This is a genomic window from Streptomyces sp. NPDC050842 (assembly GCF_044456565.1).
Classification (GTDB): domain Bacteria; phylum Actinomycetota; class Actinomycetes; order Streptomycetales; family Streptomycetaceae; genus Streptomyces.
In genome coordinates, this window is sequence record NZ_JBITGA010000010.1 from 145,739 (window position 1) to 163,106 (window position 17,368).

Annotated in this window: 18 protein-coding genes; 8 read left to right on the top strand and 10 right to left on the bottom strand. The window is 70.9% G+C overall.

The features are described 5' to 3' along the window. Window positions 1–5 precede the first annotated feature (5 nt). The 8 genes from ACIBG6_RS30450 to ACIBG6_RS30485 all read right to left on the bottom strand — a co-directional run bounded on the left by ACIBG6_RS30450 (window position 6) and on the right by ACIBG6_RS30485 (window position 7,777). On the bottom strand, window positions 6–923 hold the full coding sequence (locus tag ACIBG6_RS30450) for a glutamate ABC transporter substrate-binding protein (protein WP_399225902.1): 918 nt from the start codon (window positions 921–923) through the stop codon (window positions 6–8). A 15-nt stretch (window positions 924–938) separates the two neighbouring features. Further along, on the bottom strand, window positions 939–1,685 hold the full coding sequence (locus ACIBG6_RS30455; RefSeq protein WP_399225903.1) for an amino acid ABC transporter ATP-binding protein: 747 nt from the start codon (window positions 1,683–1,685) through the stop codon (window positions 939–941). 151 nt (window positions 1,686–1,836) lie between these two features. Beyond that, the gene (locus ACIBG6_RS30460; RefSeq protein ID WP_399225904.1) at window positions 1,837–2,286 is read right to left on the bottom strand and encodes a DUF6278 family protein; all 450 of its coding nucleotides are present in this window, start codon (window positions 2,284–2,286) and stop codon (window positions 1,837–1,839) included. An 86-nt stretch (window positions 2,287–2,372) separates the two neighbouring features. Continuing rightward, window positions 2,373–3,152: an exodeoxyribonuclease III gene (locus ACIBG6_RS30465; RefSeq protein ID WP_399225905.1), complete on the bottom strand. Its 780-nt coding sequence runs from the start codon at window positions 3,150–3,152 to the stop codon at window positions 2,373–2,375. Window positions 3,153–3,222: 70 nt separating this feature from the next. Continuing rightward, window positions 3,223–3,855: an MBL fold metallo-hydrolase gene (locus ACIBG6_RS30470; protein WP_399225906.1), complete on the bottom strand. Its 633-nt coding sequence runs from the start codon at window positions 3,853–3,855 to the stop codon at window positions 3,223–3,225. A gap of 9 nt (window positions 3,856–3,864) precedes the next feature. After that, window positions 3,865–5,115, bottom strand: coding sequence for an alpha/beta fold hydrolase (locus tag ACIBG6_RS30475; protein WP_399225907.1), 1,251 nt, complete (start codon window positions 5,113–5,115; stop codon window positions 3,865–3,867). Between the two features lie 206 nt (window positions 5,116–5,321). Further along, window positions 5,322–5,840: a sortase gene (locus ACIBG6_RS30480; RefSeq protein WP_399225908.1), complete on the bottom strand. Its 519-nt coding sequence runs from the start codon at window positions 5,838–5,840 to the stop codon at window positions 5,322–5,324. 260 nt (window positions 5,841–6,100) lie between these two features. After that, a complete protein-coding gene (locus tag ACIBG6_RS30485; RefSeq protein WP_399225909.1) occupies window positions 6,101–7,777 on the bottom strand; it encodes an FAD-dependent oxidoreductase in 1,677 nt (558 codons plus the stop codon). A gap of 231 nt (window positions 7,778–8,008) precedes the next feature. Between ACIBG6_RS30485 and ACIBG6_RS30490 the strand changes: the two genes are divergently transcribed. The 7 genes from ACIBG6_RS30490 (at window position 8,009) to ACIBG6_RS30520 (ending at window position 13,326) form a co-directional block, all read left to right on the top strand. Then, window positions 8,009–9,130, top strand: coding sequence for a SchA/CurD-like domain-containing protein (locus ACIBG6_RS30490; protein WP_399225910.1), 1,122 nt, complete (start codon window positions 8,009–8,011; stop codon window positions 9,128–9,130). A 65-nt stretch (window positions 9,131–9,195) separates the two neighbouring features. Next, window positions 9,196–9,666: a cupin domain-containing protein gene (locus ACIBG6_RS30495; protein WP_399225911.1), complete on the top strand. Its 471-nt coding sequence runs from the start codon at window positions 9,196–9,198 to the stop codon at window positions 9,664–9,666. Continuing rightward, window positions 9,663–10,931, top strand: a complete 1,269-nt coding sequence (locus tag ACIBG6_RS30500) for a beta-ketoacyl-[acyl-carrier-protein] synthase family protein (protein ID WP_399225913.1) — start codon at window positions 9,663–9,665, stop codon at window positions 10,929–10,931. Before ACIBG6_RS30495 ends, ACIBG6_RS30500 begins: the two co-directional genes overlap by 4 nt. Next, window positions 10,928–12,175: a ketosynthase chain-length factor gene (locus tag ACIBG6_RS30505; protein ID WP_399225914.1), complete on the top strand. Its 1,248-nt coding sequence runs from the start codon at window positions 10,928–10,930 to the stop codon at window positions 12,173–12,175. The genes ACIBG6_RS30500 and ACIBG6_RS30505 overlap by 4 nt, the downstream gene beginning before the upstream one ends. A 24-nt stretch (window positions 12,176–12,199) precedes the next feature. Further along, window positions 12,200–12,460 carry a phosphopantetheine-binding protein gene (locus ACIBG6_RS30510; protein WP_399225915.1) on the top strand — a complete coding sequence of 87 codons (261 nt, stop codon included), beginning with the start codon at window positions 12,200–12,202 and terminating at the stop codon, window positions 12,458–12,460. 1 nt (window position 12,461) lies between these two features. After that, window positions 12,462–12,941 carry an SRPBCC family protein gene (locus ACIBG6_RS30515; RefSeq protein ID WP_399225916.1) on the top strand — a complete coding sequence of 160 codons (480 nt, stop codon included), beginning with the start codon at window positions 12,462–12,464 and terminating at the stop codon, window positions 12,939–12,941. 52 nt (window positions 12,942–12,993) lie between these two features. Then, window positions 12,994–13,326: a TcmI family type II polyketide cyclase gene (locus tag ACIBG6_RS30520; protein ID WP_329620429.1), complete on the top strand. Its 333-nt coding sequence runs from the start codon at window positions 12,994–12,996 to the stop codon at window positions 13,324–13,326. Between the two features lie 76 nt (window positions 13,327–13,402). Here ACIBG6_RS30520 and ACIBG6_RS30525 read toward each other — a convergent pair whose 3' ends face one another. Both ACIBG6_RS30525 and ACIBG6_RS30530 read right to left on the bottom strand, forming a co-directional pair. Further along, the gene (locus ACIBG6_RS30525; protein WP_399225917.1) at window positions 13,403–14,452 is read right to left on the bottom strand and encodes a methyltransferase; all 1,050 of its coding nucleotides are present in this window, start codon (window positions 14,450–14,452) and stop codon (window positions 13,403–13,405) included. A gap of 52 nt (window positions 14,453–14,504) precedes the next feature. Next, window positions 14,505–15,569, bottom strand: coding sequence for a nitrous oxide reductase family maturation protein NosD (locus ACIBG6_RS30530; protein ID WP_399225918.1), 1,065 nt, complete (start codon window positions 15,567–15,569; stop codon window positions 14,505–14,507). Between the two features lie 186 nt (window positions 15,570–15,755). Here ACIBG6_RS30530 and ACIBG6_RS30535 point away from each other — a divergent pair, with 186 nt between their 5' ends. After that, window positions 15,756–17,303, top strand: a complete 1,548-nt coding sequence (locus ACIBG6_RS30535; protein WP_399225919.1) for an MFS transporter — start codon at window positions 15,756–15,758, stop codon at window positions 17,301–17,303. The last annotated feature ends 65 nt before the right edge of the window (window positions 17,304–17,368 follow it).

Sequence of the window (17,368 nt, forward strand, 5' to 3'; positions counted from 1 at the left end):
TCCGGTCAGCTCGCCGGGTACCGGTCGATGGCGGGCGGCGTCGGGGCGGGGACCCCGGAGAGGCCGAGGGTGGCGTCGTAGGCCTTCTTCCAGTCGCCGTTCTTCTCGTGGGCGGCGATGGCGTCGTCGAGGGCGAAGCGCAGTGCGTTGTCGCCGCGCGGGACGCCGATGCCGTACGGCTCCTCGGAGAACGGCTTGCCGACGACCTTGAGTTCGTCGGGGACCTTGGCGGCGTACCCCATGAGGATGGTGTCGTCGGTGGTGACCGCGTCGACCTGGTAGGTCAGCAGGTTGTCCACGCAGACGGAGTACGTGTCGTAGGCGACGAGTTCGGCCTCCGGGTAGTCCTTCTCGATCCGCTGGTACGGGGTGGAGCCGGCGGCCGAGCAGACCCGCTTGCCGGCCAGGTCCTGCGGTCCTGCGATGTCGTCCTCGTCGGTGCGGACGAGGAGGGACTGGCCCGCCTGGTAGTAGGGGCCGGCGAAGCCGACGAGCTTCTTGCGGTTGTCGTTGATGGTGTAGGTGCCGACGTAGTAGTCGATCTGGCCGTTCTGCAGGGCGGTCTCGCGGTTGGCCGAGGCGATCGTGCGGAACTCGATGCCGGCGGGTTCGAAGCCGAGGGAGGCCGCCATCATCTTGGCGATCTCGATGTCGAAGCCGGAGTAGCGGCCGGTGGCCGGGTCCTTCTCGCCCATGTAGGGCTGGTCCTCCTTGGCGCCGACGACGAGCCGGCCGCGCTTCTTCGCCCGGTTCCAGGTGGTCGAGTCGGGCAGAGTGAAGCCCGACTGGACCTGATAGACGGGGAGTTGGTCGGGCTGCGGGCCCTTGACGGGCGGGCTGCCCGACCGGCCGCAGCCGCCGAGCGCCGCCGTCGCGGCGAGCAGCAGGGCGAGCGCGGCCAGGGTCCGGTGCGTACGCTGCATGGTTGCCGCCCCCGCTCAGTGCTTGAGGATCTTGGAGAGGAAGTCCTTGGCGCGGTCGCTGCGCGGACTCGTGAAGAACTCCTCCGGCGTGCGGTCCTCGACGATGCGTCCGTCGGCCATGAAGACGACGCGGTTGGCGGCGGAGCGGGCGAAGCCCATCTCGTGGGTGACGACGACCATCGTCATTCCCTCCTGGGCCAGTTGCTGCATGACCTCCAGGACCTCGTTGATCATCTCGGGGTCGAGCGCGGAGGTCGGCTCGTCGAAGAGGAGGGCCTTGGGGTCCATGGCGAGGGCGCGGGCGATGGCCACGCGCTGCTGCTGACCGCCGGAGAGCTGCGCCGGGTACTTCTCGGCGTGCGCGGCGAGGCCGACCCGTTCGAGGAGTTCGCGCGAACGCCGGTCGGCCTCCTCCTTCTTGCGCTTGCGGACCTTGATCTGCGCGAGGGAGACGTTGGCGAGGACGGTCTTGTGCGCGAAGAGGTTGAAGGACTGGAAGACCATGCCGACCTCGGCCCGCAGCCGGGCGAGCGCCTTGCCCTCGCCGGGGAGGGGCTGCCCGTCGACGACGATCTCGCCCGACTCGACGCGCTCCAGCCGGTTCATCGCCCGGCAGAGGGTGGACTTGCCGGATCCGGAGGGACCGATGACGACGACCACCTCGCCGCGGCCGACCGTGAGGTCCACGTCCTGGAGGACGTGCAGCGCACCGTAGTGCTTGTTGACGCCACGCAGTTCGATCAGCGGATCGACGACGGCCATACGCTGCCCTGCCCCATTTCTCAGCGGTGTCGAGGTCAGCGCAAACTATCCACCAGAAAAAGGGACTTCACGGCCGACACGCATGAAACCGGAATAAGCCGTATTTACTGCAAAAGGGTGGTGCGGGGGTGGGGTGGGAAGTGGGTCCCGCTCAGTATTCGGCGGCTTCGGCGTACACCTGGTAAAGCTCCGGCGCGCCCCGCATCGCCCAGTCGAGACCGGCCTCGACGACCTGGATCTCCCGGCCGGAGGCGAGCCGCACCACGGGCCCGCCACCGGGCCACACCTGCCACCGCGCCCCGGGCACGTTCCGGACGATCACCGTGCCGAGGTAGAGGCCGGCGTCGTTGCCGAACCAGGGAAGCTCCTCGGGGTCGTCCCGCCAGCGGGGCGGCAACTGGTCCAGCTCCTGGAGGGAGCGCGGGCTGCTGTCGAGCACCACCCCGGACTCCTCGACGCGGGCGCGGAGCAGCTCGCACTCGGAGAGCAGCTCGCCCACCCCGTCGGGGTCACGGTCGAAGTCGGCGGCCGACGGTTCGCCGGCCTCCTCCGCCTCGCTCCCGTGCCGCTTGCGCCACTTGTCCAGAAACGGAATGTTCATCCGAACAGCGTCGCACCGCCACCTGCCGGTCGACCACCCGGCGCGCGGAGATCGTCAGCTCCGCGCACCCCGCTCGTACGTCGAGGTCACACGTCGAGGTCGACCACGACCGGCGCGTGGTCCGAGGCGCCCTTGCCCTTGCGCTCCTCGCGGTCCACGTAGCTGTCCGAGACCGCCTCGGCGAAGGGCTTGTTGCCGTAGACCAGGTCGATGCGCATGCCCTTGTTCTTCGGGAAGCGGAGCTGGCGGTAGTCCCAGTACGTGTACGGGTGGTCGTACTTGAGGGGGCGCGGAACCACGTCGGTCAGACCGGTCTCGCGCAGGCCCGCGAGGGCGACCCGCTCCGGCTCGGTGACGTGCGTGGCGCCCTCGAACTCGGCGATGTCCCAGACGTCCTCGTCGGCCGGGGCGATGTTGTAGTCGCCGAGGACGGCGAAGGGGCGGTCTCCGGCGGCGTCGTCCGCGACGGCCGCCTTGAGCGCTTCCAGCCAGCGCAGCTTGTACGCGTAGTGGTCGTGGATCACCTCGCGGCCGTTCGGCACGTAGACCGACCAGACGCGGACCGGGCCGCAGGTCGCGGAGATGGCCCGCGGCTCCTCCACGTCCTCGTACTCGGGGCCACCGGGCAGGCCCGTGACGACGTCCGCGAGGCCGACGCGGGAGACCAGTGCCACGCCGTTCCACCGTCCGGTGGCGTTGACCACCGACTCGTAGCCCAGCGCGCGCAGCTCCTCGGTGGGGAACTGCTCGGCGGTGCACTTGGTCTCCTGGATGCACAGCACGTCGGTGCCGGTGCTCTCCAGCCAGGCCAGGAGGCGGGGCAGCCGGGCGGTGATCGAGTTGACGTTCCAGGTGGCGATGCGCATGGACGCAAGCCTACTGGCGGGGTGTGACAGTCGGCGGATTCGGCCTGCTGGCGGGCGAGGGCCCGTCCTTTCAGAGCTCGGCGGAGGCGCCGGGCGCGAGGCGGGAGTGGTCGGTGCCGCCGAGGGCTCCGATCTGCCGGTCGTAGATCGGCCGGGCGAGGTCGGTGAGGAGGGCGTCGTGGATGTCGTACGCCCGGCGCGGCTTCACCTCGCGGACGTAGTCGATGACCTCGGAGATCTTGTTCCAGGGGGCCATGACCGGCAGCAGCAGCGTGTCGACGGGGTGGTCGGGGACGGTGAGCGCGTCGCCGGGGTGGAAGACGGCGCCGTCGACGAGGAAGCCCACGTTGGTGATGCGCGGGATGTCGGGGTGGATCACCGCGTGCAGCTCGCCGTGGACCTGGACGTCGAACCCGGCGGCCGTGAAGGTGTCGCCGTGGCCGACGGTGTTCACCCGGCCGGGGAAGGCCGCCGAGAGCCGGTCGGCGACGCTCCGCAGCGTCCAGATCTCGGCGGCCGGATTGGCCTCCAGGGCCGCGCGCAGCCGGCTCTCGTCGAAGTGGTCCGGGTGCTCGTGGGTGACGAGCAGGGCGTCCGCCCCGAGGGCCGCGTCCTCCTCGGTGAAATTCCCCGGGTCGAGGACGAGCGTCCGGCCGTCCTTCTCCAGCCGGACGCAGGCGTGGGACTTCTTCGTCAGCTTCACGCGGCCAGGTTACGCGGGAGGCGTCGTCTCCTCCCGGATGACGCGGGTGACCACCCGCAGGGCGGACTCGGCGGCCGGGAGGCCGCAGTACACGGCGGTGTGGAGCACGATCTCGCGGAGCTCGTCGGGCGACAGGCTGTTGCGGAGGGCTGCCCGGGTGTGGTCGGCGAGCGCCTCGTGGTGTCCTCCGGCGATGAGGGCCGTGAGGGTGACGGCGCTGCGGGTGCGCCGGTCGAGGCTCTCGCGGCTCCAGACCTCGCCCCAGGCGTACCGGGTGACGAGCTCCTGGAAGCCGCTGTCGGGATCGTCGGCGAGGGCCTGGTCCACATGGGCGTCGCCGAGGACCTCGCGGCGCAGTCCGAGGCCCGTCTCGTACGGGTCGGGACGAGCGGCCTCGGTGGCGTCGGCGGCCGGGGCGGGCTCGGCCACGGGTGCAGGGGCCGCGGGCGGGGGCGGGACGGTCAGGGTGCCGCTGGTGTCCGGGGCGGTGCCGGCGAAGTGCTCGACGAGCAGGTCGGTGACGGCGGCGGGCTGCTCGACGGGGGCCAGGTGCGAGGCACCGGGGACGACGGCGAGCCGGGCGTCAGCGATCCCGGCGACCAGGGTGCGGGCCTCGGCGGGGCCGGTGACCTGGTCCTCCGAGCCGACGAGGACGAGCGCGGGGATGGTGATCCGGTCGAGGGCGTCCCGGACGTCGAAGACGGCGAGGGCCTCACAGGCGGCGATGTAGCAGGCGGGGTCGGTCGCCCGGACCATCTGCACGGCCCAGTCCACGATCGCGGGCTGCGCACCGGCGAACACGGAGGTGAACCACTGCTCGGGCGCGGTGCGGGCCATCGGCTCCAGGCCGTTGGCGCGGACGATGACGCCGCGCTGGCGGAACTCGTCGGCGCTGCCGAACCGGGGCGAGGTGGCGACCAGGGCGAGCGAGGAGACCCGGTGGGGCGCGCGCAGAGCCAGGTCGAGGCCCACGGCGCCGCCGAGGGAGCAGCCGGCGTACCCGAAGCGCTGCACGCCGATCGTGTCGAGGGTGGCGAGGAGCCGGTCACCGAGCTCGGCGACGGAGGTGAAGGCCTCGGCAGGCGCACCGCCGTGCCCGGGAAGGTCGAAGCGGACGACCCGCCAGTCCCGGGTGAGCTCGGGTATCTGCCGGTCCCACATGTGCCATGTGGTACCCAGAGAGGGCCCGATGACCAGGACCGGGGCGTCTTCTCGCCCGTCGAGTCGGTATTGCAGGGTGTTCGTCGGTGTCTCACTCACCCGCAAGACCCTCTCATCTCTCGCAAGCTCTCACGTCGTCGGGTCGAACCTAACGGCTCCTGCGCCGCGGTCCGAGTCGCCGGGGACCTTGTCGACGGGAAACCGGTCCTCGACGGCAAGCGGGCCCCGGATCTCCTTTCGGAGCCGGGGCCGGGGCCGTGGCCGTGGGGCGTGGGGCTTGGGGGCGTGGGGCGTGGGGCGTGGGCTCAGTCGGAGTTCCGGGCGGCGGTGGCGCGTCGGCGCATCCTGAACAGGACGCCCGCGGCGGCGCCGCCGAAGAGCAGCGCGCCGAGGGCGTACGGGCTGCCGCTGTCGCCGCTGTCCGCGGCCGCGGTGGCCGTGGCGGCCCAGCCGAAGCCCGCTTCCACGGCACCGTTCGGCAGGCCGAAGATCTGGTAGGTGACGGTCTGCTTGATGCGGGGCGGGCACTTGAGGGTCACGGTGTCCGTGCCGGAGACGGCGTCCAGCGGGAGCGTGAACTTACCCACCAGGACGCCCTTCCGGTTGCCCGGCAGGAGGTGGAAGTTCCCGCCCGCCTCCGACTCGCCCTTGCCGTACGTCTCCTTGCCGCAGGCGGTGGTGCTGACGGTGACGGTGGTACCAGGGGTCGCCTTCCTCGGAGTGACCCGGACGTCACCGTCGGGCGCCGCGACGGCGGAGGGTGCGGACAGGGCAAGGGCGACCAGGACCAGGGCGAGCTGGGAACCTGTACGTGCGAGACGCATGCTTCTTCTCTCCTTCGACGGAGCTTTCCTGGCCGGCTGGGCCGCGCGGCGCCTGTGCTGTGCTCCGTTCACGAGAGGAACCCCGACCGGTGACCGCCGCAACGGGAGGATCTCGCGCGATGTCCCCCGGTCGGGGTCTTGATCACCCTTGCCGGTCATCATCGCCGCAGGTCACGGCGGCCCGTGTGATGCTCGGGAACGAACGGCGCCCTGCGCGCGAACGGGCTAGGGCCCGTCTCCTCGATGACCCGGCCAGTCGATCACCGGCCTTGAGAACCGGCCCGGCCCAGGATCGCCGTGAGGGCTTGCCGCAAGGCCGCTCCGGGATCAGCCGACGCCCCTTCGGACCGCCACGCGACGAACCCGTCGGGGCGGACCAGCACCGCGCCGTCCGTGGTGACGCCGTGGGCCTCCGCCCAGTCCGTGTCGCTCGCGGGGGAGAGCTCCGCGTCGGGCCCGTCGCCGATCCGGTACGAGTCGAGCGGCACCGACAGCTGTTGCCCGACGCGTGTCGCCGCGGTGTGCCATTCGCAGGCGCCGTCCTCGGAACTCAGGAGCACCAGGGTCCGCTCGTACAGATCGAGGGTGGAGACCCGCGTACCGGCGCGGTTCAGCCACATGTGGGGTGCCCGGCTCCCGGGTTCGCCCGTCAACCGCAGTGCGTCGGACACGGCCGGCAGCGTCCGGTCGGCACCCAGGACGGCGCCCTGCGGATAGCGGTAGCCGAGCACCTCGTTGAGGATGCCGCCCTTCCTTCCCTGGGGGCCGCCGGATCCGGGGCCGGGGACGTACCCGGGGTGGCTGTGTTCGACCGACCGCGCGGACGCCCGGGCGCTCGTCGCCTCCGCCACCGGCCGGCGCTCCGCGTCGTAGGACGCGAGCAGGCCAGGGCCGGCCCAGCCGCCCAGTACGGCGGCGAGCTTCCAGGCGAGGTTGTGCGCGTCCTGGATACCGGTGTTGGAGCCGAACGCCCCGGTGGGCGGCATCTCGTGGGCCGAGTCGCCGACGAGGAACACCCGGCCGTCCACGTACCGTTCGGCGATCCTCTCGGCCGCGTGCCAGGGAGCTCTGCCCGTGATCTCCACATCGAGGTCCGGCACCCCCACGGCCCGCCGGATGTGTTCCACGCACCGCTCGTCGGTGAACTCCTCCAGCGTTTCGCCGTGTTCGGGATGCCAAGGAGCGTGGAACACCCAGCGCTCCCGATTGTCGACCGGCAGCAGAGCCCCGTCGGCCTCCGGGTTCGTCAGGTAGCAGACGATGAACCGCCGGTCGCCGACGACGTCCGCGAGGCCGCGGGACACGAAGGTCACGCTCACGTTGTGGAACAGGTCGCCCCGGCCGCTCTGCCCGATGCCGAGCCGCTCGCGAACCGGGCTGCGCGGGCCGTCCGCCGCGACGAGATAGTCCGCGCGGATGGTGGTGTGCTCACCGGTGTCGCGGCTCTTGACCTGCGCGGTCACCCCTTCGGCGTCCTGATCGAACGACATCAGCTCCGTCGAGAACCGCAGGTCCCCGCCCAGCTCCCCGGCGCGCTTGAGCAGCACCGGTTCGAGATTGTTCTGGCTGCACAGGCACCATCCGGCGGGGCTGAAGCGGGCGAGCCCGCCGCCGGGATCGATCTCCTTGAACAGCCACTCGCCGACATCGCCCACCAGGCTCGGCGTCTGCAGGATTCCGTTGTTGCGTGCCAGGACCGACGCGGCCTCCTGGATGGGCTGCTCGACCCCTGCACTGCGGAACAGCTCCATCGTGCGCACGTTGTTGCCGCGGCCGCGCGGGTGGATCGAGGTGCCCGAATGGCGCTCGACCAGGGTGTGCGGCACTCCGAGACGCCCCAGGAACAGCGAGGTGGACAGCCCCACCAGCGAGCCGCCGACGATGAGTACGGGCGTGCGGTGACCGGCTGCTTCGCCGGCCACGTCGAATCGGTTCATTGTCGTCTCCGGCGCCACCTGCGACGCGATTCGGGGATGGGATGCAGATTCAAGTCCTTCGGGGTCGGGTCCGCGTGCCAGGGACACCCGGATGGCACGCGGTTCACTCGTCCGCTCTTTCGGACTCGCGCGCCGTCGACGCTCCTGTCAACTATCGACACATCACGACCCCGGCGTTTCCGCCACGTAGGTCGTCCCCGCCCCCACTGAGAAGAGAAAGAGGTGTGCCGGATGGCCCCCTCGGGACGCATCTCGCAGTCGGCCTTCGACGGTTCCAAGCTGCGGGTGATTCTCCTGCTCGACCTGTACGAAGGAGCTCAGCAGCAGTTCCTGGACGCGTACGAACTCATGCGCAAGCAGGTCGCCTCCGTTCCCGGTCACATCAGTGACCAGCTCTGCCAGTCCATCGAGAACCCCTCGCAGTGGCTCATCACCAGCGAGTGGGAGAGCGCGCCGCCGTTCCTCGCGTGGGTGAACAGCGAGGAGCACGTCGAAACCGTCAAGCCCATGCACAGCTGTGTCCGGGACACCCGTTCGATGCGCTACAGCATCCTCCGGGAGACCGGTCCCGATCAGCAGGCCTCGCGGACCGCGGCACCGGCGGGCGTGCAGGTGGCGGCCCGCGTGGGCGACGGTGCGGCACGCCACGCCCTCACCTTCACCGTCAAGCCGGGCTCCGAGTCGAAGGTGGCGGAGATCCTGGCCGGGTACGAGTCGCCCCGGGCCCAGGTCGACGAGAACACACGGCTGCGCCGTACCTCCCTCTTCATGCACGGCAATCGCGTCGTGCGGGCCGTGGAGGTGGAGGGCGACCTCCTCGCGGCACTCCGGCACGTCGCCCGTCAGCCCGAGGTACGAGCGGTCGAGGAGGCCATCAACCCGTACCTGGAGCAGGACCGGGACCTGAGCGACCCCGAGTCGGCGCGCGTGTTCTTCACCCGTGCCGCGCTCCCGGCCGTCCACCACGTGGTGTCCGACCGGCCGGCACCGGCCGACCTGCGACGGCACGCTCTGTACTACCCGGCCAAGGAAGGCCGCGGGATGGAGCTGGCCCGGCTGCTCGCCCATCAGGACCAGGCAGCGACGGACGATCCGGACAGCCCGGTGTACGGCAGCACCGTGTTCCATCGCGACGACATCGTGGTGCGCCTCATCGACATCACGGGCGAACCCGACCTCGACCCCGCCGCCTCCCTCGGGATCAAGGGCGCCGGCAAGGCCCTGGAGCTGGAACGTCTTCTCGACGGCGCCGCGATCGGCGTCGAGGGCTCCCTGAAGACGGAACGCAACGTCAACCGGCTCCTGTCGCACGCCGACATGCTGCCCGTCACCGACCGCTCGGCGGATTCCTGACGGCCAGTCGCGGCCCCGCCGCAGTCGCTCCCCAGCACGTCACTGCCACATCCGGAGGTATCAGCATGCTCAAGCAGCGTCCACGCATCGTGAACCTGAGCGAGACGGAACCCAACCGCAGGCGGGGAGGTGACCTGCGGGCCATGCTCACGCCGGCCACGGTGGGTGCCACCAGCGGCTTCATGGGCCTGGCCATCGTCCAGCCGGGCGAGCGCATCGGCGAGCACTACCACCCGTACTCCGAGGAGTTCGTGTACGTCGTCTCGGGCGCGCTGGAAGTGGACCTGGACGGCGACACGTACGCGCTCCAGCCCGATCAGGGACTCCTGATCCCGATCGACGTGCGGCACCGCTTCCGCAACGTGGGCGACGTGGAGGCCCGCATGGTGTTCCACCTGGGCCCGCTCGCCCCCCGGCCGAGTCTCGGCCACGTCGACACGGAGGTCACCGAAGAGGCCCAGTTCGCCGCCGCGGGCCCGCACCCGACCGTGCACGATCCGGGACAGGTGTCCGAGCGAAGCGGGGCCATCGAGTGACCCGGCGAGTCGCCGTCACCGGTATCGGTGTGGTCGCTCCGGGCGGCACCGGAGCGAAGGCGTTCTGGGACCTCCTCGCCGCCGGCCGTACCGCGACCCGCGGCATCACCCTGTTCGACCCGGTCGGGCTGCGCTCCCGCATAGCCGCCGAGTGCGACTTCGACCCGGCGGACCATGGACTGGGCCCGGACCTGAGCCGCCACGCCGACCGGTACATCCAGTTCGCCGTCGTCGCCGCCGGGGAAGCCGTCCGCGACTCCGGACTCGACACCGACACCGAAGACCCCTGGCGCGTCGCCGTCTCCCTGGGCAGCGCCGTCGGCGGCACCACCCGGCTCGAACACGACTACGTCCTGGTCAGCGCGGGCGGCCGGCGGTGGGACGTGGACCACCGCGCGGCCGACCCCAAGCTGCACATGGCGTTCTCGCCGAGCACGCTCGCCTCCGTCGTGGCCGAACAGTTCGGCGCCCGCGGCCCGGTGCAGACCGTCTCCACCGGATGCACCTCCGGCCTCGACGCCGTCGGCTACGCCTTCCACACGATCGAGGAAGGCCGCGCGGACATCTGCATCGCCGGGGCGTCGGACTCCCCGATCTCCCCGATCACCATGGCCTGCTTCGACGCCATCAAGGCCACGTCGCCCGACAACGACGACCCGGAGCACGCCTCTCGGCCCTTCGACAACAACCGCAACGGTTTCGTCATGGGCGAAGGCGCGGCGGTCCTCGTCCTGGAGGAGTACGAGCACGCCAGGGCCCGCGGTGCGCACATCTACTGCGAGATCGGCGGCTACGCCACCTTCGGCAACGCGTACCACATGACCGGACTGACCGGCGAGGGACTGGAGATGTCCCGGGCGATCGACACCACGCTCGACCAGGCCCGGCTCGACCCCACGCTGATCGACTACGTCAACGCGCACGGCTCGGGCACCCGGCAGAACGACCGGCACGAGACCGCCGCCGTGAAGCGGTCCCTCGGCGCACACGCCTACGACACGCCCATGAGCTCCATCAAATCCATGGTGGGGCACTCGCTCGGCGCGATCGGCGCGATAGAGGTGGCCGCCTGCGTCCTCGCGCTGAAGCACCAGGTGGTACCTCCGACGGCGAACTACGAGACCCCCGACCCCGAGTGCGACCTGGACTACGTGCCGCGCACCGCCCGCCCCCGGAAGCTCAGGAACGTGCTCTCCGTGGGCAGCGGATTCGGCGGCTTCCAGTCCGCGGTGCTCCTGACGGGTCCGGGTGGGAGGACACGATGAGCACTGAGCGCCCACGGCGTGCGGTCGTCACCGGGATCGGTGTGATCGCCCCCAACGGATTGCGCGCCGACGCGTACTGGAAGTCCGTCCGGGAAGGGCTCGGCGTACTGGACCGGATCACCCGTGAGGGTTGCGAGGACATGCCTCTCAAGGTCGCGGGCGAGGTCCGGGGCTTCGACGCCTCCGACCTGATCGAGGAGCGCTTCCTCGTCCAGACCGACCGGTTCAGCCACTACGCCATGGCCGCGGCCCAACTCGCCCTCGACGACGCCGGCCTCGCCCGCGACGACCCGGAGGAGCCCTTCTCGATCGGCGTGGTCACCGCTGCCGGTTCGGGCGGCGGCGAGTTCGGCCAGCGGGAGCTCCAGAAGCTCTGGAGCCAGGGATCCAAGTTCGTCGGCCCGTACCAGTCCATCGCCTGGTTCTACGCCGCGAGCACCGGCCAGATCTCCATCCGGAGCGGGTTCAAGGGGCCGTGCGGAGTGGTCGCGAGCGACGAGGCGGGCGGCCTGGACGGCATCGCCCACGCCGCTCGGGCCGTACGACGCGGAACGGGCGCGGTGATCGTCGGCGCCGCCGAGGCTCCCCTCGCCCCGTACTCGATGGTGTGCCAGCTCGGATACCCGGAGCTCAGCACCGTCGAGGACCCGGACCGCGCCTACCGGCCCTTCACCGCCGGAGCCTGCGGCTTCGTCCCGGCGGAGGGCGGCGCGATGCTCGTCGTGGAGGACGAGTCCCGTGCTCGCGACCGGGGAGCGGCCGTCCGGGCCGTCGTGGCCGGCCACGGCGCCACGTTCACCGGCGCGTCCCGATGGGAGGAGTCCCGGGAGGGACTCGCCCGCGCGATCCGCGTCGCCCTCGACGAGGCCGCGTGCGCCCCGGAGGAGATCGACGTCGTCTTCGCCGACGCCCTGGGCGTACCGGAGGCGGACCGCGCCGAGGCGCTGGCGATCGCCGACGCCCTCGGAGCACACGCCACCCGCGTACCCGTCACGGCGCCCAAGACGGGCATCGGCCGCGCCTACTGCGGGGCGCCCGTCCTGGACACCGCCGCCGCGGTCTTCGCGATGGAACACGGCCTGGTGCCCCCCACCCCCAACGTGTTCGACATCTGCCACGACCTCGATCTGGTGGTGTCCCGCGCTCGCCCCGCCGAGCTGCGCACGGCCCTCGTCCTCAGCCGGGGACTCATGGGATCCAACGCGGCGCTGATCGTGCGCCGCGGCGACGACTCCGCCCGGTAGGACCGGGCGGGAAGGAGAGCACAGATGATCACCACCGCACTGACCTTCGACGAGCTCGCCGCGCTGATGAAGCAGGCGGCCGGGGTCACCGTCGACGCCCGGGAGCTGGAGAAGGCGCCGGACGCGCCGTTCACCACCCTCGGCCTCGACTCGCTCGGTCTGCTCGGGATCGTCGGCGAGTTGGAGAACCGGTACAGCGTGGCGCTGCCCACCGACGCCGAGCGCTGCAAGACGCCCGCCGAGTTCGTCGGCCTGGTCAACAGCGCCCTCAAGACGGGAGTCTGACGTGTCCGGCCACACCGACAACAGCATCACCATCGACGCCCCGCTCGACCTCGTCTGGGACATCACCAACGACATCGAGAACTGGCCCCGGCTCTTCAGCGAGTACGCCTCCCTCGAGGTGCTCTCCCGCGAGGGCGACTCCACCACCTTCCGCCTGACCATGCACCCGGACGAGTCCGGGAAGGTCTGGAGCTGGGTGTCGGAGCGCACCGTGGACCGCGCCGGGCGGACCGTCCGCGCCCGCCGGGTCGAGACCGGCCCGTTCGACCACATGAACATCCGGTGGGAGTACGAGGAGACGCCGGCCGGCGTCCACATGCGCTGGGTGCAGGACTTCGCGATGAAGCCCGAGGCTCCGGTCGACGACGCCTGGATGACCGACAACATCAACCGCAACTCCCGCACACAGATGGCCCTCATCCGGGACCGCGTCGAGCAGGTCGCCCGCGACCGCCGGGGCGCCTCGGTCCTGCCCGGCTGAGCACACTCGGCCGCGCACACCCGCACACCCGCACACCCAGGAAGGACGCTCGATGCACCACGCTCTGATCGTCGCCCGCATGGCGCCCGGTTCGGCGCCGGCGATCGCCGACGTGTTCGCCGCCTCCGACCGTGGCGAACTCCCCCACCTGGTCGGCGTCTCCCGGCGTCGCCTGTTCCAGTTCGGCGACGTGTACCTGCACCTCATCGAGTCGGAGCAGGACCCGGCGCCGGCCATCGCGAAGCTGACCGGACACCCCGAGTTCCGGGACGCGAGCGAGAAGCTGTCGGCGTTCGTCAGCGCGTACGACCCGAAGACGTGGCGGAGCCCCAAGGACGCCATGGCGCAGTGCTTCTACAGCTGGGAGCGGGACGCAGGTTCCTGATCTCCCGAGAGCAAACCCGAGGCCGCCCGCCCCGCGTACGACGCGGAGCGGGCGGCCTCGGGTTTTCCTTCGCCCGTCAGGCGGGAACGGTGCACTCGAACGCGTGGAGGTACGCGTTGACCGGCCGGATCTCGCCGATGACGAGACCCGCGGCCGTCAGCCGGTCGACCATGCTCTGCCGGGTGTGCTTCGCACCGCCGACATTGAGGAGCAGCAGCAGGTCCATGGCCGTCGTGAACCTCATCGAGGGCGTGTCGTCCACGAGGTTCTCGATCACGACGACCCGGGCGCCGGGACGCGCCGCCTTGCGGACGTTGGCGAGCGCCCTGCGGGTGCTGTCGTCGTCCCATTCCAGGATGTTCTTGATGATGTACACATCCGCCTGGACCGGGATGTCCTCACGGCAGTCGCCTGCCACGACACGGACCCGGGGGCTCAGTGCGCCGCCGTCCCGCAGGCGCGGGTCGGCGTTGTCCACCACCCCGGGAAGGTCGAGCAGCGTGCCGTTCAGGGTGGGGTGCCGCTCCAGCAGACTCGCCAGGACGTGCCCCTGTCCCCCTCCGATGTCCGCGACGGAGGAGGCCCCCTGCAGATCGAGCAGGTCGGCGACGTCCCGGGCGGACTGCCGGCTCGACGTGGTCATGGCCCGGTTGAACACGTACGCGGACTCGGGCGCCTCTTCGTTGAGGTAGGTGAAGAACTCCTTCTCGTACACGTCCTCGAAGACGGGACGGCCCGAGCGCACCGCCTCGTCGAGCTTCGGCCAGACGTCCCACGTCCACGGCTCTGTGCACCACAGGGCGATGTACCGCAGGCTGTGCGGATCGTCCTCGCGCAGCAGCCGGGACATCTCGGTGTGGGCGAACGTGCCGTCGGGGTGCTCCGTGAAGACGCCCTGGCAGGCCAGCGCGCGCAGCAGCCGCCGCAGTGTTCCCGGCTGGGTCTTCACCGCGGCCGCCAGGTCCTCGACGGTCATGGGCGTGTCGGCCAGGGCGTCCGCCACACCGAGGCGGACGGCCGCGCGTACGGCGGCGGCGCGCGCCGCGCCGAACACGAGCTCCCTGAGCCGCATGGGCGGTGGAGGTGCCGGATCGACGGTCGGGGGAACCGGATCAACAGTCGTCATCTGTCGCCTTGTCTGTGCTGTGGTGCCGTGGCTGGGGAAGCGGGGCCGGTCGTCAGCACATGCCCGCGGGCTCAGAGACCCCACAGGTGTTGCCGCGGAAGGTGTTGCCCGTGCCGGTGTCCCGGTTGGCGAGGTCGGCCGAGCCGTTGCGGAGTACGACGTTGTCGCGGATCTCGTTGCGCTCGTTGAGGGCGCCCACGAAGCTCTTGAAGAGCACGATGCCGCCCGACAGCGGCGAGGCGCCGACGTTGTCCACGATCCTGTTCTCCGCCACCAGCGTCTCCTCGGCGCCGGTGAGGACGATTCCCGAGCCCTGCAGGAAGGGCAGTCGGGGCGTCTTGGGGCAGTGCTTGTTGTTGGCGTGGATGATGTTCCGGCGCAGGCTCATCGATCCGGCGCGCGGAGTGGACTCGTCGCCCACCACGAACACGGCGGCGCAGTTCCCGGTCGCCTCGTTGCGCTCGACGGTCAGGTTCCGCAGGCGCCGCACGGTGACGCCGATCCGGTTGCCGGACATTCGGTTGTGGCTGATCACCGTCCCCTTGGTGTCGACGGCTCCCGCCTCCGTGTCGGTGGTGTTGGAGACGAAGAGTCCGGCGTCGGCGTTGTCCCGGGCGACGTTGTGGGTCAGCACGCTGCGTACGGAGCGCTCCAGGGCGATGCCCCAGTTGCCGTTCTTCTCGGCGGTCACCCGGTGGACCTTCAGCCGGTCGGTCCGCGACGCCCACAGGCCGTTCTTGGTGAAGTTCCTGAGCGTCAGCGAGCGCACGGTGACGCCCTCGACGGGACTGCTGTCCGTGCCGGTCACGCAGATGCCGTGACCGGCCTTGGCGCACACGTCGTCGGCGGCGGTCTTGCCGGGCACGAGGACGGTGGGGAAGACGGTCGAGCCCCGCAGGGTCAGGTTCGACGTGGTGATGCGGACGCTCTCACGGTAGGTGCCGGGGGAGATCACGACGGTGTCCCCGGGCTTCGCGGCGTCCACTGCTTGCTGGATCGATTCGCCCGGCTTGACCCGGTGCACCGTACGATGGCCGGCCGTCGGAGCGGCGGCCCCCATCCCCGAGACCACGAGAGTCACGGTGCATGCCAGGTAGGCGATCTGTCGTCTGGTCATACGGCGAAGCTATGAGCGCGTGTTTCGACGTGCCACCGCTGATCCTCCAGGCGGCCCTAGGCATACCTCCCTGCGGTCCACGCGATGGGCGTGGCGCGCGGGTCCCGGGGGGATACGGCGCTCCGCCGTGGATCATGGGGCCGCCGGGGGCGTCTCTTCGGTGCGGCGGGCAGGTAAGGGGTTCGGATGCGCAAGTGGTGGCCCTTGGCGGCGATCTGTCTGGGCACCTTCATGCTTCTGCTGGACGTCACGATCGTGACCGTGGCGCTGCCCGCCATGGCCGCGGACCTCGGCACCACGCTCCCCGATGTGGAGTGGGTGGTCGACATCTACGCCCTGGCACTGGCGTCGCTGTTGCTCGGCGTCGGTTCCCGGGCCGACCGGGTGGGCCGCAAGAAGGTGTATCTCGTCGGGCTGATCGTCTTCACCGCGGCTTCGCTGATGTGCGCGGTTGCCCCGAACGTGGGTGTGCTGATCGGCGCCCGGGCGGTACAGGGACTGGGCGCCGCCGGGATGTTCGGTACGACGATCGCCCTGCTCGGCATGCACTACAGCGGCCGGGAGCGGGGTGTGGCCTTCGCCGTGTGGGGCGCCACCAACTCGGTCGCCGCGGCGGCCGGGCCGGTGGTGGGCGGACTCCTCACCCAGTACCTGGACTGGCGATGGATCTTCTTCGTCAACCTGCCGGTCTGTCTGGCCGCCGTCGTGATGACTCTGCGCTCGGTGCGAGAGGCCAAGGGCCAGGGCCGGCAGCGTGCGGACGTGCTCGGCATGGTCACCTTCACGGTGGCGAGCGGGGCCCTCACGTTCGGGCTGATCCGAGCCCACTCCGACGGCTGGGCGACACCCTTCACGCTCGGCCTGTTCGCGACGGCGGCCGTCGCCCTCACCCTCTTCGTCGTGGTCGAGACGAGGCACGAGCACCCCGTCCTCGACCTGTCGCTGTTCCGCAGGCCGTCGTTCACCGGCATCATGATCAGCGCCCTGTTCCTGCAAGGCGCCGCGTTCGCCTATCTGTTGTTCGAGTCGCTGTGGATGCAGTCCGTCCTGGGGTACGAGCCCGTCGAAGCAGGTCTGTCCATCCTGCCCATGTGCGCCTCCGCGTTCGTCGTCTCGGCGCTCGCGGGCCGCTTCGGTCCCTGGCCGCCCCGGGCGACCATCGGCGGAGGGCTGGCGCTCATCGCCCTGGGCTCCGGAATGCAGGCCACCCTCGACGCGGAGTCTTCGGGTGGCAGCCTCGTGGCAGGGCTCGTCGTCGCCGGTCTGGGCGTCGGGCTCGTGACACCGAGCCTGTCGGCGGCGGCCCTGGCCACGGTACCGCCGGAGCGCGGAGGCATGGTGGGCGGTGCGGTCAACACGTTCCGCCAGTTGGGCTTCGCCTTGGGGATCGCCGGGTTCGGCGTGATCTTTCAGTCGCGGATCGAGAGTGTGCTGAAGGCTGACGGCAGTGTCCCGGACCCGCATGCGGCGGCCGTCGCTCTGAGCGGCGGACAAGCCCGGTCGATCGTCGCCGGCTGGCCGGAAGGTGAACGCGCCGAGATGGCGCTCCTGGTACGTGAGGCGTTCGCGTCCGGCCTGAACGCGGTGCTGGTCGTGGCGGCGGCGCTGGGGGCGGCGGCCTCACTGCTCGTCGTCGCGACGGTACGTGTCCCCACGGGCGGCGCCGAGCAGCGGAAGCGGGCAGCGGGCGCGAGCCCACACGGACAGGAGACGCGAGCGGACGCCGCCCTGTAGCGGCGGCCCGGGTGCGGGCGGCGGAGTGGGTCAGCCCGTCGGGTCGGCGACGGGGTACGGCACGA